Below are 16,862 nucleotides of genomic sequence, written 5' to 3'. Positions count from 1 at the left end.
TGAGCTTCTGAGGGTGAACGTTGAGCTTCTGAGGGTGAACGTTGAGCTTCTGAGGGTGAACGTTGAGCTTCTGAGGGTGAACGTTGAGCTTCTGAAGGTGAACGTTGAGCTTCTGAGGATGAAAGTTGAACTTCTGAGGATGAAAGTTGAACTTCTGAGGGTGAAGGTTCAAGTTTTAACCCCAATGCCCTATCCCCAATTTAATAAATCCCCGTCCAAGAGCGTAGCATAGGAATAATATAAGAAATAGGTGCTTTTTCTCCAACTTTGACTTGAACAGAAGTAGTTGTGCCAGAGGATATTTTTACGGCTGATCCATCAGAGGATGACCATTTGTAGCCACTAATTGATGTATTATTTTCTTCTAGTTGCACAAGAGCTTGTACTTTTCCTTCACCTTGACCTGCAATACTTGCGGCGATTTCTTTGTTACCTATGAGCGCTGCAATATCTTGTGTAGTTACCGGAAAGGAAGAGATATTTGCAACGGTTCCGACAATGCCACCTTCGCGTTCGCGTTTGGCAAAGCTGGGAGTCACTTGTACAGACATCCCTGCCTTGATTTGCTTACCATCTTTATTAGCAAAGTAAACAAGACTCATAAGTTTTGAATTTGGCTGTTCAGCTTCGATTGACCCCAAGCGAGTACCCGGATTCATCATTTGACCGGGGACAACACTTAGTTCCAGAATGTGACCATTATATTTGCTGATGATTCTACTTTCTTGAGATAATTGCAATTCTAATTGGGCAATTCGGCGTTTTACTTCTCGAATTTGATTGGCTTTGTCAATTGTTTGCTTTAAGTCTTGTTCTTGTAATTTAGTATTTTGAGTATTCAGGTCTTTAATTTTAGTTTTAATTTCGTCAATTCTGTTAAGATTTTCTAGATATTCTCGTTGTGTAGTGGTTTCTTGAATTTCTAGATCCTTTAGTTGCACATCAATATCAGATAGTTCTGCTTGAGTATTGAAGTATTCCTGTTCAGCTTGCACCAGCATATCTTGGTTGATCACATGATCCTCAAAAAGACGACGACGATTATCAACCCGTCCTTGTAAAGTTTTCAGTAAGTAATTAATTTGTTGCTTGCGAGAATTGATACTTTGACGTTTTTGGGCGATCGCTCTGAGGGTTTGATCGCGTAATTTGGGCGCAGTTTGCTCTCGACGCAGATTATTTTCCAAATCCATTTTCTGCTGTCCAAGAGTGATAATTTGTTGCTCAATTAGCAGCTTTTGGAACCTGTCAGTTTCTTGATTTTGAGTTTGGAGTTGTTGCAACTTTACTTGCTCTTGCTGTAATTGCTGCTTCAGCACCGATTGGTCGATAATACCTAGTACATCACCTTGTTTAATAATATCCCCTGGCTTGACCTTGAGAGTTAATAATGGCCCAGAACTAGGTGCTTGAAATTCCACAACATGATGCGGTTTAATCAAGATACCTTGACCTGTAACAGTCAGGGGAATTTTACCAAATACACTCCAAACACCAGCTACAGCAACCACAAAACTCATCGCAGATAAAGTTAGCCAAGCTTGAGGCTTGACCACATTTATTGCTTGATCCAGTTGTTCTGGTGAAGATAAGCGATCTAACGCTTCTTGGCGGAAAATGTGGCTATGTTTTAATTGCATTGTTCTTCTCCTTGCTGACACCGCTTAGAGCCTTCTTCTCGACTTCTAAGATTATGGTGAAATCGGGGAGAACTAGGGGAGAGATGGATAGGCAGGGGGGCAGGGGAGGCAGGGGAGGCAGGGGGAGATTAACGATTCATCAACCAAGGTAATGGATGATTAATCATATTTACTAGACCAGATAAAACTTGGTTGTAACTTGCGTAAAGCTCTCGTCCTGTTTGCACATCTATATAGTTGCATTTGACGGCAAATTCAATCCAAGTTTGAGTTTCAGATGCCTCAGCCTCACAATCGTTCAATTTAGCTACAAACGCTGCCTCATAACGGCGTTTCCGCCAAGCTTCTGCCATATTCGCACACACAGAGCGAGAAGAACGACGAATTTGGTCAGTTAAAGAATATCGTTCCTCAACAGGAAACTTTTTTGATAGCTCAAAAATTTTCATTGCTGTTTCAAAGGCAATTTTATAAATTCCCAAGTCTTTATGGTCTTTAATAACTTCTTTAGTCATTGTCTTGCCTCCCCTGCCTCCCCTGCCTCCCCTGCCTCCCCTGCCTCCCCTGCTTCCCCTGCCTCCCCTGCTTCCCCTGCCTCCCCTGCCTCCCCTGCCTCCCCTGCTTCCCCTGCCTCCCCTGCTTCCCCTGCTTCCCCTGCTTCCCCTGCTTCCCCTGCTTCCCCTGCTTCCCCTGCTTCCCCTGCTTCCCCTGCTTCCCCTGCCTCCCCTGCTTCCCCTGCCTCCCCTGCTTCCCCTGCTTCCCCTGCTTCCCCTGCTTCCCCTGCCTCCCCTGCCTCCCCTGCTCCCCCTGCCCCCCCTGCCTCCCCTAAACTCATTCCCACAACAGTACTGAAGGTAAATCATCGGTGGCTAACCGTAAAAACTCGTAGCCGATTCCTGCTGTACCTCGGAATAAACTGGGGTGGAATACTGAACTAGGCAAATTAACGAACATTTGATATGCTCCTGTTCGTTTGGCTTTAGCTACGACATTTGTGGCATTCTGGAGGGCAATTTGACGCAAATCAGAGCGAGAGTAGCGTTGCGCCCCAACTAACAGCGTTTCAATTCGACCCAAATTGCCACAGCATAGGTGGTCACTGGCTTCTAATCCATAGTTCTGGGTGGTTTGCAGAGCGATTTCAATCTCGCGTTCAATTCCGGGAATTTCCCCAAGTCTGAGGCAGCCTAAACGCCCCAACCCAATCCCAGCTGCACCGTGACACCAGACAACCGGGAAGCTTGGCGGCTGATTGGGTTCCACGCTGCGAAAATCAGGCCAGTTGGCATGGGATTCACTAAAGACGCTACGCTCATACTCAATGCCTTCGAGTGCTGCTTCGTAGTAAGCTTGATTTTGAGTCACACTGTAGAGTTGCAGCAAAGCATAGGCAATTCCTGCTGCTCCGTGGGAGAACCCAGTTAAGGGCTTTTCACTTAGAGTCTGCCAAGCTTTGGGAGCATTTTCGTAGCTGATTCGATGCTTGAGCAAATGCTCTCCGCAGGCGATCGCTTTCTTTAAAACTGTTGCATTCTTTGTTACTCTGTGAAGGGACAACAGCCCCAGAATGGCTCCAGCTGATCCACTCATGATATCTAGCTTTTTATCCGCAGCAATCAATGGTGTCATCCACTCAGCTAATTCTTGAGCATCTGGCAATAGCGTCTCATCTTTGAGAAATTGGCTCACCTTCACCAAGCCATAAATTATCGAACCCAAGCCTGTCCCGCCACCGATACCCATGAGGCGAGCCATAAGTTGCCGAGATTCTAAGTTCAAGGTTTGGATCTGCCGCCGTAGCGGTAGCAGTGCTTTTAATGCTAAATCACGGTAATGTGAGTCATTAGTTACCTGACTGAGTGCCGCGAGAAACAAGGCAACTCCAGTGCGTCCGTCGTAAAGACTGTAGCCTAAAACTTGCAATCGGAATCGCTCTGCTTCATGCACATAACCTAACCCAATCCAGTTGACACTGCCATCCGGATCTGGTATAGCTGTCCTTTCCAATTCAGTGGCGATCGCACTGGCTTCGGCAATTAATTCTGCCGAACTCAGCAACGGTAACGATTCGGTATTCCATCGCTGAATGTCTTGGCTGGGAGTTTGCGCTACCTTAGCATGAAATGAGCCTTGAATAATCGCTGTTTGTCGAGCTAGGTCAATTTCATCCATTGCCTGTAACTGATTCAGGGCGTGCTGGTAACTAGGTTGCTTAAAGTATTGGGGAATGGATAGCTCATTGCTCACACTCAGTTCATCACTAGCAGCATTCGCCGTGAAAAATGGAATATCTAGTTGTTCCATTGCTTTGAGTTCTGCACTCAAAATCGGTAAAGCATTGGGTTTGTCTTGAGCAACCAAAAAGGCACGACTGAGGCGATCCAATTCAATGCTATAATCTGCGCCGTGTTTGAGGTAATCGGGTGATAAAGTTTTTTGTGAGATGGCACTGTAGATGCGAGTGTTGCGGAAGACAAACCGGACTTGCTGGTTCTGCATTGCAGTTAACGGACTTCCAGGAAGCAGTAATATATCCTGATGCATCATCAAAAAGCGATACATCACCTCGAATCCGGCAGTAATTTGTGCTTGATAATCGCTGGCTGACAAGGGAATCTCACCTAAGCGCGGCACATTTTTCTTCACGGACATGGTTACAGACTTATATTGCAGATGCATATCGTCTGTATTGATTTGCTGCCAACTAGGTAGTTTATAAGGAATTTTTTGAGAATCTGTACTACCTAGTCCGCTAACATCATAGGCAATGCGGCGATCGCTACTAAAGTCCCAACGTGGTAAAAGCCCAGTGCGTAACACAGATTCCCAGAATTGCTGTTCTGCGGCTGTCTCAAAGTCTGGGGCATTTGGTGAGTTTTCGATCAAATTCGCTTCATGGTGCAGCAAAGTTTCCATATCCACTAACACCAGATGTTCGCCACTGGCAATTAAGTTTTCGTGGTGGCAATCTGTTCCTCGCAAAGCGTAAAGCACGCATAACAACATCCCAGCCCGTTGATAAAAACGTTCTACAGCGGCTTCATCATTACAATGTTGATGTGTAATATATTCTACCCAACCGTAATTATCTCGGTTCAGTACCTGGATCACTTTGAAATCTAGAAGCTGACTGTGTTGATTGCACCAATCTAAAAATTGGTTGAAAGCAACTTCTAATCCTAAATCTTTAGGTTTATATACAAGTTTGAGTCCAGACTCAAAAGTGAGCAAAATAACTGTTCGCCCACGCTTGTGTGGGTCAGAAAGGGAAGTTTGAATTTCGCTAACTTTACCTAAACTATCATTTTTAGAGCTAAATATTTGCTGAATATCTGCTTTATCTTCAGCCAGACGTTGGATAAATTCGGTGGCAGACTCTACCCAAAAACTGACTGCTGTTGCAACTAATCGACCGAGTACTGGATATTTATTAAATAGACTCAACAATCCATCTTCTAGGAGTTGATTGACAAACTTATTATAATGAGTTTTATTGTTGCTTTTTTCTGTTGATACTCCTAGCAAGTTGAGCAAGTTTTTCCCAAATGGACGAACTTGAGAAAATTCCAAATTCAGCGTCTTGGTGCAAAGTTCTGCCAATCGTTGTAGCAAACTGCGCTCTAATTCCCGGTAAGCAGCTTTTGAAAGGACTGATAAGGGTAAGCTGTCTTCAGTTAGTTCAGAACCAAGTCGAGTCAAAAGTTGCTGTCTGGCAACTGCGATCGCAGGCAGCAAGATATCTTCAAAGGGAATCGGATTTTCTGGATTAATTGGTAAATCTATTTCCAGTGCAGATCCAAATTCCCTTGCCATTTGCATAATTTGCTGCAAAGTTTCTGCCCATGCTGGCAATGGTGCTTGTGGATTCCAGCTGATGCTTCCCAAGCGAGGGCGAATGTTAGCAAGGTCTAAGTTTTCCCACTGTAAGCGTTTATATAAAGTGTTCCAGTCGCCTACGATTTGACACCAGCGATCGAGCCGAGGCTGAATTTCTTTTTCATTAACCGAATCAATGTCAATTATAAATCGTTCTGTATCGAGGCGTTCCCAGAAAAAACTGGCGTTGGCAACGATAGTTGTTAATGCTTTAGAGGATGAGATATCTCGTTTGGCGATGACTGGATTATTCATAATGCTGGCTTGGCAAGGGCAGAAAAGCAGAGGTCTATGGCAGGAACCCCTAACGCAAAACGGGGGGCAGATGTGTACAAAGAAAGGGACAATTAGTTATTTCTTGCCCTTTCCCTTACACCTAGTCTCAATGAATAATATTATTGGCTAAATGCTGAAATATCAACATTGACCATTTCCCTTGGGACAATCGGTACAACATGACATGTGGACATGACCAGTGTTAGGCATCATTCCTCCACTAACGCTGAGTAATTCTTCTTCACTCAGTTCATTAGAGTCCACAGATGTTAACTCTGTCAGTACTTGAGATACACTTTCAATTGTGAAGTTGTAACCTTTTTCTACACCAGCGATCGCCAGTAGTTTGATAGCTTCTGCTTCGTTAGCTGCTGCTGTTAATTTTTGTTGTAGTTGAGCGTTTTCAAGTAATTCTTTGATTTGTTGTAACATAACCTTATCCTCCGTTTTGCTTGATTTGGTGCAGAGTAGCGCTTGTTTTGTGTGGCATTCTCTGCTTTGATAATTTGAATTTAGAAAGTAATAAAGTAGTTTTAAGTTCCGAGATAGATAAATGAGGCTTTGAGCTTAATACTTCAAGTTCTCACTCTTCTCTTTTCCCTGACACCTAATCTCAATGAAGAATATTGTTGGCTAAATGCTCAAAGATCAACATTGACCATTTCCCTTGGGACAATCAGTACAACATGACATGTGGACATGACCAGTGTTAGGCATCATTCCTCCACTAACGCTGAGTAATTCTTCTTCACTCAGTTCATTAGAGTCCACAGATGTTAACTCTGTCAGTACTTGAGATACACTTTCAATTGTAAAGTTGTAACCTTTTTCTACACCAGCGATCGCTAACAATTTGATGGCTTCTGCTTGGTTAGCTGCTGCATTTACTTGCTGTTGTAGTTGTGCGTTTTGAAGCAATTCTTTGATTTGTTGTAGCATATCCGTATCCTCCGTTTTGGTTGACTTAGTGCAGAGTTACGCTTGTTTTGTGCGGTGTTCTCTGCTTTCATGATTTCAATTTAGAGACTAATAGGGGAGAACTAGGGGAGATAGTTGCAATTAGAAAAAAATGGGAGCAATGCGATTTTGTGAGATGGGTGAGCAGGGGAGGCAGGGGAGGCAGGGGAGGCAGGGGAAGAGAAAGAAATAAGTGTAGAAGCAGTCTGTTTCGGTAGTAAAAAATACTAAAAATGCCTCTTTACTCCCCCTGCTCCCCCTGCCTCCCCTGCCTATTTCACGAGGATCTCACTTTTTCGCGTTGCTCCCAAAAAATTTTTTTGCCCCCCGAAGTTTGGAGCGGAGGCTTCCTCTGCTCCAAACTTCTCTTCCTGCTTTCTTGTCTCCATAATGCTGATATCTGCTTGATAGCTGTAATATTTAAAGCCAATATGTAATTTTCCTGTAGTTAAATATCCTGATGATGGACTAACGGTACAATCGCTATACAAAGTTGCTATTGATATCTATCCAGGAGGCATCAAGGAGTTGGTGATGAGCGCTAAACAGTTAGAGCAGGTCAAGCAATTAGAAGCTACCTTGGCTAAAATGGAAGTCACATTAGATGCGATCGCTGATGGTGTAGTCTGGGTAGGAGAAGACCGACGCATTCAATGGTGCAATTCTGCTTTTGAGTCTCTGGTAAACCAACTCCAAGGCACTGTTTGCGGCTTGAAGTTAACTGATTTGCTACCCCTAACCCAGGCTGGACAAGCAGTTTCTTCAGAGACCTATCCTGATGTCCGAATACACAATGGGGAATATAAGACAACAAATTATCAGTTGCAACAAGGTGAGCGTACTCTAACACTAGAAATATCTGGTAGTTGCACCGGACTGACTGATGATAAATGTGCTGTACTAGTGATTCGGGATATCACGCAAGCTCAACAAACTCAAGAATCTTTGCAAGAAATTGAAGAGCGATTGCACACACTAATTAACGCTACACCCGATATTATCTGCCTAAAGGATGGCGAAGGAAAATGGTTGTTGTCAAACCAAGCCAATCTGGAATTTCTGGAGCTACAAGGCGTTGATTATCAAGGCAAAACTGACTCAGAACTGGCGCAATTTAGCAATTTTTATCACGATGCCTTGCTCAATTGTGACAAAACGGATGAACAAGCTTGGCAACAGAGAACTGTTCAACGGGTAGAAGAAGTTGTGCCTCGTCCTGATGGCACAGTGAGCTGTTTAGATATGATTAAAGCTCCCTTATTTTACCAGAATGGGAGACGTAAGGCGCTGGTGGTTTTGGGACGAAATATTAGCGATGCCTATCGGCAAGCCACGCAACGCAAACAAACGCAAGTAGCTTTAGAAAACTCTCTGTCTTTGTTAAACGCTATTTTTGAATCGATTCAAGATGGTATTTTAGCAATCAACAGCTTAAGTGAAATCACCAGCTACAACCAAAAGTTTTTAGAAATGTGGTCAATTCCACAAGAACTTCTAGCAGAACCAGATCATTTTAAGCGGTTAGCATATCTGGCAAACCAGTTAAAAGACCCAGATGATTTTTTGCAACGAGTCCGAGAACTGTACACCCAGCCAGAGCAAGTTAGTTACGACTTGTTAGAATTGCGCGATGGCAGAGTATTTGAGCGCTACTCCTGTCCTCAGCACATTGGCGAACAGATTATTGGTAGAGTGTGGAGTTTCCGCGATATTACCCAACGGCAAAGGGCAGAAGAAGCACTGCGACAAAGTGAACTGCAATACCGCAGTATTTTTGAAGCTATCAATGATGGACTATTTATTACTGATATAGAGACTCAAAAAGTTGCCGAAGTTAATCCTGCTGCTTGCCAAATGCATGGTTACTCTTACGAAGAATTTATCACTTTGCATCCTTCTACTTACATTCACCCAGACTCTCATTCAGTTTTTTATGAGTTTCTTGAGAAAACTCAATCTGGTGAGCAATTTTATGGACAAGCAGTTGATATCTGCAAAGATGGTACTTTGATAAATGTGGAAGTCAAAGGAACAATCTGCACTTACAACGGTAAGCCAAACGTCTTGGCAATAGTGCGGGATATTAGTGAGCGCAAACGTATTGAATTAGCCTTGCGACAAAGCGAAGCACAGTACCGAGATTTGGTACAAACAGCTAACTGCATGATTCTGCGTTGGGATGATCAAGGTAACATTATATTTTTAAATGACTACGGTCGAAGGCTTTTTGGCTTCGATATAGAGGAAATTATCGGACGTAATGTCATCGGTACAATTGTTCCAGAAACCGAAACTTCTGGGCGCGACTTACAGAGCTTAATGGTTGATATTTGCCAGTACCCAGAAAACTATCTATTCAACGAAAATGAGAACTTGTGCAAAAATGGCGATCGCGTGTGGATAGTCTGGGCAAATAAACCCATTTTAGATGACCAAGGTAACTTAGTAGAAATTCTTTCAGTCGGAACCGATGCCACAAAACGCAAACGCACTGAAGAAGCCCTCCAGGAGAGTGAGTTAAAGTTCCGCAATATCGTCGAAAATGCCAATGACTTGATATTTGTCCTCAACCCAGACGGAATTTTTACCTACCATTCGCCGAATGTAACCTCAATTTTGGGATACAGCTTGGCGGAAGTAGAAGGTCATTCTCTGGTAGAGTTCGTCGAGCCTGAAGATTTAGCAATTAGCCTCTCGGCATTACAAACAACAGGAGAAAAGCTGACCGGTATCGAGATGCGGTTGCGGCACAAAGACGGTAACTGGCGATGGTTCAGCTTTAATACTTCGACAATCAACACTTCCAATGGTGGACTTGCTATTTCGGGTGTGGGACGCGACATTACAGAACGCAAGCAAGCAGAAGAAGCCTTGCGTCGTAGCGAAATGAAATACCGCAACATCTTTGAAAATTCCCAAGTAGGTATTTTACGCACCCGCCAAACAGATGGATTGATTGTGGATGCTAATCAACGCGGTGCTGGTATCTTGGGTTTTCCTGCTGCTGGTGACTTGATTGACAAGTATTTCACAACTGAATTATATGTAAATCCAGACGATCGCACGCGGATGTTAGCAGAGTTAGATGCCTATGGTGAAGTTCGCAATTTTGAAGTAGCACTGCGCCGCTTTGATGGTTTGGTTGTTTGGCTACTTTTGTCAATCCGCTTTAATGCAGAAGAATCCTGTTTGGATTCCGTGTTTACAGATATTAGCGATCGCAAGCAGCAAGAACAAGCTTTACGTTCGATTGTTGAAGGTACAGCCTCGAAAACAGGTGATGAATTCTTCAATTCCTGCGTTCGTTACCTTGCTGATGTACTGCAAGTAAGCTACGCCCTAGTCACAGAATGTGTAGATAAAGAAAAAACCAAAGTCCGTACCCTAGCTTTTTGGTGTGGCGACGCAATTGGAGATAATCTAGAGTACGAATTGCAGGGTACTCCTTGTGAGCATACATTTAAAAGTAGTTTGTGTTACTACGCTCAAGAACTACAAGCCGCTTTCCCTGACGATATAATTTTGCAGAATATGAATGCCGAGAGTTTTTTAGGTGTTCCTTTGAACAATTCATCTGGCGAGATTGTGGGACATCTAGCAGTGATAGATGTCAAACCAATGAAGAACGATCCCGCACGAGAACTGATTGTGAAAATTTTTGCTGCCCGTGCTGGTGCTGAACTAGAGCGAAAACAAGCAGAAGTTGCTATTGGCCGTCGTGTTCAAGCAGAAAGTTTGCTCAGTTGTATTTCTCGGCAATTCGTTGACCAAGATTTAGATACAGCAATTAATTTTACACTTCAAGCGATCGCTCAATTTATTGAGGCCGAACACAGTTGCATCTTTAAATGCTCTGACGATCAAAGCCGATTTGACCTAATCCATGAATGGTGTGATGAAGGTTTCCCACCATTGATTGATGTCGCCACAGGATCGCCTGTTGAAAGTTTTCCCTATTTTTACAAGCCGATTCTTCATGGCAACCATCTACAAGTTCCTTGTGTATCAAATCTGCCGCCCGATTTAGCAGAAAGAAAGCTCTTTGAACGTATGTCCTTTCAGTCTTTAATTGCTGTACCCATGCTTCACTCTGGTACAGTGGTTGGGTTTGTTGGTGCAGCAGTAACTCACTTCTGTAAAACTTGGAACCAAGAAGATATTACTTTTCTGAAACTGGTAGGTGAAATTATTGCGATCGGTCGAGCCAGATATCAGGCAGAAGAAGCTCTGAGAATTGCCAAAGAAGCTGCTGAAACTGCCAACCGAGCTAAAAGTGCTTTCCTAGCTAACATGAGTCATGAACTCCGTACACCTTTGAATGCAATTCTTGGCTTTTCTCAGTTGATGGAACGAGACACTACACTTAAACCAAATCAACGTGAATCTTTAGTTACCATTAATCGCAGTGGAGAACACTTGCTTAACCTGATTAACGATGTCCTGGAAATGTCCAAAATTGAAGCTGGACAAATTATTTTTAACCCTGAAGACTTCGACCTCTATTTTCTATTGCAAACATTACAAGAAATGTTCCAGGTGCGGACACAAGCAAAGCAATTGTTTCTCAGTTTTGAAATTGCTCCTAATCTTCCTAGATACATTCACACAGATGAAGGAAAACTCCGCCAAGTGCTGATCAACCTTTTAGGTAACGCCGTCAAATTCACTCAAACTGGAGCAGTAACATTACGGGTAAGAGAAGGCAGAGGAGCAGATGGAGAACTTCTTACTCAGCATTCAGCACGGGCTAAACACCCCGCTACCGCTAACACTCAGCGAGAAGTTAGAGCGGAAGCTTCCTCCGATCCAAACTTAGGAAACTCAGCACTCGCTACTTCCCAATCTCTAATATTTGAAGTCGAAGACACTGGACGGGGGATAGCAACAGAAGAAATGGATAACTTGTTTCAGCCTTTTGTCCAAACAACAAGTGGTATTCAAACCAAGGAGGGTACTGGACTAGGACTGACTATCAGCCGTCAATTTGTGCGGTTGTTAGGAGGGGATATTGATTTTACTAGTACTTTGGGGCAAGGAACTACTTTTAGCTTTGACATCCAAGTAAATTTAGCCGCAGCTTTGAAAGTTGTACCAAAGTTGAGTAAAGGACGTGTGATCAAGCTGGCAGCAGATCAACTACCTTGCCGTATTCTGGTAGTGGACGATCGCAAAGAAAACCGCGATCTAATTGTGCAACTTCTTGGTGGTGTTGGTTTTGAAATGGAAACTGCAACTAACGGACAAGAAGCGATCGCCTTTTGGCAAACTTGGCAGCCCCATTTGATTTTAATGGATATGCGGATGCCTGTAATCAATGGCTACGACGCAACAAAAGAGATTAGAGCTAGGGAGAGGAGTATAAACGCAAATCCCCATACCGTAATTATTGCCCTGACTGCTAGCGCATTTGAAGAACAACAAGCAAGTATTCTAGCCGCAGGTTGTGATGACTTGGTTCGCAAGCCATTCCGGGAACAAGTGATTTTTGAAAAGATAGCTGAATATTTGCAAGTTGATTATATCTATGCACAAGAAAACAGCGAAGCTGAAATAGACAATAACTCAGAGAATATTCAATCCTCCATCTTGGATCTTCACTCTTGCCTAATGGTTATGCCTACTGAATGGCTCGTAGAACTTAATCAGGCAGCCTTTGAAATCGATGCTGAACGAATTTTTCAACTCATTAAGCAAATTCCTCCAACTCATTCTGTCTGGGCAGAAAAACTGGCAAATTTAGTACGTTGCTTCTGCTTTGATGAAATTCTAGACTTAACCGAGAAAATCAAGAGCTAATATTAATATCAGCGTTGCATTCAACAAATAATTATTAATTCGTAATTCAAGAGGGTATAAGCCCCTACCAAATCACAGATTTGGTGGTCTTCAATCAATTTATTACAAATATATTAATAAATGGATTTATGTAAATTATTGGTGGTTGCCCGAATTCAATCAACGACTGCCCGAATTCAATTTTGCACAAAATTGTAGCGTTTTTAAACACACAAGTCTAAGAGGATGTTTGAAAAGTCCTCTTATCGGTATCAAAAGTTTTAGATCCCCCTAAATCCACGCCACATGCTCCACTTGGGGAGACCCCAAGACCGCAGTGGCTCCCCGATAAATTGGGGGACTTTGATTCCGGTTCCCCCCTTTTTAAGGGGGGTTAGGGGGGATCAATAAGTGCCTAAAATCACAGCAAAAGACTTGTTCATTCAACCTCCAAGCGGTGACTTTCGCCGCTTAGAACTTTGGTAGTAAGAGATTCAGATGTTTATTAACTTGTTGCTACAGGAAGTTCTGCTACAAAATATTTCAAATTTTCTGACCTAGTTGCAAATTTCAAGTACTGTAATGCCATTTCTGGTATTAGCAGTTCTATCATTAATCTATTTTCAATCCAGAATTCAATAACCTCAAAGAAAGAGTCGCGGTTACAGCGCACGACGCGCCAACCTTCACGGACACCAATTTGCTCAATTTCTGCTTGGCTAATAGGTACAGAAATGGCTGCATGAATATCTGTAAATTTAGAAGTAATGGCAGTACGAACAAATACACACTCTTCATCACCGTCACCAGGTTCTATCTGAGAGCCTAAAGGATACAGTTCGATACCTGTACCGTATTCATCAAAAGGGAGAACCATATAGCTGCCTGGGTTAGGAAAAAAGGGAACAGCTTGTGCTTTTAAAATTTCACTGAGAACTTGAGCAACGTGGTGGGGGTTTTGAACAGCAATTGAAATATGGTGAATCATAAAATAACTTCCAATTCGATATTTTTTAGATTAGATATTAATCGGGGAGAATTAGGGGAGAGAATTGGGTAATTAGCATTTTTTTTAACTAGTTATTAATGAATCGAACTAACGTTAAAATATCTATGTATAATTAGCAACTTATTCTGGCTCAAACCAATATTGCGATGCCTAACCAGTCACTCAACTCTCCCAAAGCAGACATATTAGTGATTGATGACACACCGGAGAACCTGAACCTCCTATCTGCGATGCTGACGCAACAAGGATATAAAGTTCGTAGCGTGACTAAAGGCTCTACAGGGTTACGGGGAGCAAATGCAGTTCCTCCCGATCTGATTTTGCTAGATATAAATATGCCGGAGATGAATGGCTATCAAGTTTGTGAACACCTTAAGGCAAACGATCGCACTCGCGAAATTCCAGTAATTTTTATTAGCGCTTTAGACGAGGTGCTAGACAAGGTAAAAGCATTTGCAGTTGGCGGAGTGGACTATATCACCAAGCCTCTTCAATTGGAAGAAGTTTTAGCACGGATTGAAAATCACTTAATGATTTGGAAACTGCAAAAACAACTCCAAGTACAAAATGAACGGTTACAGCAGGAAATTAGCGATCGCGCCAAAGCAGAAGAGAAGTTTGCTAAAGCCTTTCGTTCTAGTCCTAATCCAATTGCGATCGCTACCGTTTCGGAAGGGCGCTTCATTGATGTCAACCCCAGTTTCCTAAAAATGAGTGGCTATTGCCTAGAAGAAGTGATTGGACATACCGCTTCTGAACTGGATTTGAGTAAGGATAAAGAAGCTCTCACCCAAACCATCCAACTTTTACCTAATACTGAGTCACTTTACAACCTGGAATTTGAATTCTATACCAAATCTCTTGAGGTCAAAATCATACTGCTATCCATTGAATTGATTGACTTGGCTGGAGTGCAGTGTGCTTTATTGATTGCCAACGATATCACCGAACGCAAACGTTTAGAAAACGAGTTTATCTCTTTAGTTAGTCACGAGTTGCGTACACCTTTAACTTCCACAATGGGAGCGTTAGATTTATTGGCTACTGGACAACTGGGAACTCTGACCGAACAGGGACAAAAAATTTTGAGAATTGCCACTACCAATACTGAACGTCTAATTCGTTTGGTGAACGATATTCTCGATTTAGAACGGATGAAATTTGGCAAAATCTTCATGAGGAAAGTGAAGTGCAATGCTGCTGAGGTACTGACAATAGCAACAGAAGAGATGCAGGCAATGGCAGATAAATTACAAGTCAAGTTGATTGTTCATCCTCTGGCAATTGAACTTTGGGCAGACCCTGATCGCCTAGTACAAACTCTAACCAACTTACTGAGTAATGCCATTAAGTTTTCAAAACCAGGCGATACTGTGTGGATTAGTGCCACACTCACAGAACATAACAGTATTGAGTTGGGAGATGAGCATTCCTTAACAAAAGACACTTTATTGCCCAACTGCCTTTTTACTATCCAAGATCAAGGGCGAGGAATTCCGAAAGATAAATTACAAATGATCTTCGAGCGTTTTCAGCAGGTTGACGCGTCCGATTCCCGTAATAAAGGAGGAACAGGTTTAGGTCTAGCTATTTGCCGGAATATCATACAGCAACATGACGGTAAAATCTCGGTTGAGAGCATTTTGGGTCAAGGTAGCACCTTTTATGTGCTGCTACCTTTAACAACTTCATAGTAAACAGCTTTTATAATTACCTAATTTTCCCCTACTTTTCCCCGATCGCGTTCTAGAATATCTATCAGAATAATCAAGCAAATCAGCACCCATATAGTGCAGGAGTATCAGCATGAGCAGAAATATCTTGATTGTTGATGATGAAGAAGATGTGCAGGCGATCGCTAAATTGGGATTAGAAATGGGTGCTGGTTGGAACGTGTTAACTGCTTGTTCTGGTCGGGAAGCATTGAATATAGCTGCCAATTACAAATTAGATGTCATTTTATTAGATATGATGATGCCTGATATGGATGGGCGTGCTACCTTGCAACAACTAAAAGCTAACCTTGCGACCAATACGATTCCAGTAATTTTATTAACCGCCAAAGTCCAGCAATCGGAAAGAGAAAATTTTACTGAATTGAATGTTGCTGCTGTTTTTGCTAAACCTTTCCGTCCTTTAAAACTAGCAGAGCAAATCAGCGAAGCACTGGGTTGGTGCTGAGAAGCAAAGGACAAAAAAATTTACATCAAGACTTCTGGCTATGCATTAGACATCTCCGAAAACACTCAAAGCCTTTGTGTGGCTAGGCTATAGTCCAATACGGTTCAGTTAAGCATTTTTTCTTCTCTTTGCGTCCTTTGCGTCCTTGGCGGTTCGTTAAAAAAATTGACTTTGGCAATATTTTTGATTAGGTAGAGATGTGTAAACACACAGAAATCGATTTGATTATTGAGTGAATTAAAATTATAGAAATTATTGTTGGTTTTGCTAATGCACTGGATGAAAATAATTGGCAAAAAGTTCGAGGCTATCTAGCAAATGAAATCGAGATTGATTATTTAGACTTTCGAGGTGAAATACCTCGACAAGTGGCCGCAGAAGAATATGTACAACAACGAGTTGATGCATTGTCAGGATTACGGACTTTGCATATCAGCACGAATCATGAGGTAACAATCAAAGAAAATGTAGCTTATTGTAAATCAGCGTATTGTATTTATAGAGTTGATCCTAAACTTGAAGCTGTACAAGATCGGTTTGATACGGCAGGAAACTACCTTCATCAGTTGATTCGAGTCGATCGAGAATGGCGAGTTAATGCGATCAAGCAAACAGTAGTGGTAATGAGTGGCAATCGACAAGTGCATGGTGCGTTCCGCAATAGCTCATCGTAAAATGCTGAAATTTGCTGTTAGCAACAGATAGTTTGGGGCGTGCCGACGAAGGCTAGTCATAGGTCGTGGAAGCGGTTGCTATTAGCCCGATATGTTCAGTTTAACTGCTAACGCTTTCCTGACCTCACGCACATCTGGACGCAGAGCTATAAAATCTTGTAATGAGCGCGATCGCATCAAAGGCTGTCCCTTCTGCCTCCTGCCTTCTGCCTTTTTTCGGTCAAGTTTACACTTCTACCTGTTTGATCTCTGCATCTGTTGCTTGGTCTATTTCTATAAACTTTGGCCCAGCAATGATAACTATCACCATCATTAATAGACTTGTCACCATGATGATGCTGACCACACTGGGATCGTCAAAATTACTCGTAGCTACTAATAACTGGACGTTCGCTCATTTTGACCTTGTGAGTGAGAATTATGTCTTACAGGGCTTAAGTTCAAGCTCATAAATGGATTCAGGAATTTTCATCA

12 protein-coding genes are annotated in these 16,862 nt (G+C 42.5%); 4 read left to right on the top strand and 8 right to left on the bottom strand.

The genetic code is table 11. The annotated features are described in order from the left end of the window. From V7K42_RS20500 to V7K42_RS20470, 7 genes are all read right to left on the bottom strand, one after another. Positions 1 to 185 (bottom strand): hypothetical protein (locus V7K42_RS20500; RefSeq protein WP_334919198.1); only part of this gene is annotated, 185 nt, incomplete at its 3' end. 15 nt (positions 186 to 200) lie between these two features. Next, the gene (locus tag V7K42_RS20495; RefSeq protein ID WP_334919197.1) at positions 201 to 1,640 is read right to left on the bottom strand and encodes an NHLP bacteriocin system secretion protein; all 1,440 of its coding nucleotides are present in this window, start codon (positions 1,638 to 1,640) and stop codon (positions 201 to 203) included. A gap of 128 nt (positions 1,641 to 1,768) precedes the next feature. Further along, positions 1,769 to 2,155, bottom strand: a complete 387-nt coding sequence (locus tag V7K42_RS20490; protein WP_334919196.1) for a four helix bundle protein — start codon at positions 2,153 to 2,155, stop codon at positions 1,769 to 1,771. Then, positions 2,152 to 2,475 carry a hypothetical protein gene (locus V7K42_RS20485; protein ID WP_334919195.1) on the bottom strand — a complete coding sequence of 108 codons (324 nt, stop codon included), beginning with the start codon at positions 2,473 to 2,475 and terminating at the stop codon, positions 2,152 to 2,154. The genes V7K42_RS20490 and V7K42_RS20485 overlap by 4 nt, the downstream gene beginning before the upstream one ends. Beyond that, on the bottom strand, positions 2,472 to 5,771 hold the full coding sequence (locus tag V7K42_RS20480) for a type 2 lanthipeptide synthetase LanM family protein (protein WP_334919194.1): 3,300 nt from the start codon (positions 5,769 to 5,771) through the stop codon (positions 2,472 to 2,474). The genes V7K42_RS20485 and V7K42_RS20480 overlap by 4 nt, the downstream gene beginning before the upstream one ends. Before the next feature lie 162 nt (positions 5,772 to 5,933). Beyond that, a complete protein-coding gene (locus V7K42_RS20475; protein WP_334919193.1) occupies positions 5,934 to 6,224 on the bottom strand; it encodes a Nif11-like leader peptide family natural product precursor in 291 nt (96 codons plus the stop codon). Between the two features lie 216 nt (positions 6,225 to 6,440). Next, positions 6,441 to 6,731: a Nif11-like leader peptide family natural product precursor gene (locus V7K42_RS20470; RefSeq protein ID WP_334919192.1), complete on the bottom strand. Its 291-nt coding sequence runs from the start codon at positions 6,729 to 6,731 to the stop codon at positions 6,441 to 6,443. Between the two features lie 552 nt (positions 6,732 to 7,283). Between V7K42_RS20470 and V7K42_RS20465 the strand changes: the two genes are divergently transcribed. Beyond that, a complete protein-coding gene (locus V7K42_RS20465; protein ID WP_334919191.1) occupies positions 7,284 to 12,545 on the top strand; it encodes a PAS domain S-box protein in 5,262 nt (1,753 codons plus the stop codon). Between the two features lie 484 nt (positions 12,546 to 13,029). Here the strand turns inward: V7K42_RS20465 and V7K42_RS20460 are convergent, their stop codons facing one another. Continuing rightward, positions 13,030 to 13,512 (bottom strand): hypothetical protein, encoded by a 483-nt coding sequence (locus V7K42_RS20460; protein ID WP_334919190.1) that lies wholly within the window; start codon positions 13,510 to 13,512, stop codon positions 13,030 to 13,032. A 167-nt stretch (positions 13,513 to 13,679) separates the two neighbouring features. Between V7K42_RS20460 and V7K42_RS20455 the strand changes: the two genes are divergently transcribed. The 3 genes from V7K42_RS20455 to V7K42_RS20445 all read left to right on the top strand — a co-directional run bounded on the left by V7K42_RS20455 (position 13,680) and on the right by V7K42_RS20445 (position 16,388). Further along, positions 13,680 to 15,227, top strand: coding sequence for a hybrid sensor histidine kinase/response regulator (locus V7K42_RS20455; protein WP_334919189.1), 1,548 nt, complete (start codon positions 13,680 to 13,682; stop codon positions 15,225 to 15,227). A gap of 112 nt (positions 15,228 to 15,339) precedes the next feature. Continuing rightward, positions 15,340 to 15,714: a response regulator gene (locus V7K42_RS20450; protein ID WP_334919188.1), complete on the top strand. Its 375-nt coding sequence runs from the start codon at positions 15,340 to 15,342 to the stop codon at positions 15,712 to 15,714. Positions 15,715 to 15,950: 236 nt separating this feature from the next. Next, entirely contained in the window at positions 15,951 to 16,388 is a 438-nt protein-coding gene (locus V7K42_RS20445; protein WP_334919199.1) for a nuclear transport factor 2 family protein, read from the top strand. The last annotated feature ends 474 nt before the right edge of the window (positions 16,389 to 16,862 follow it).

It is taken from the genome of Nostoc sp., assembly GCF_036917455.1.
Classification (GTDB): Bacteria; Cyanobacteriota; Cyanobacteriia; order Cyanobacteriales; family Nostocaceae; genus Nostoc.
This window is presented reverse-complemented; position numbering and strand designations above follow the sequence as displayed.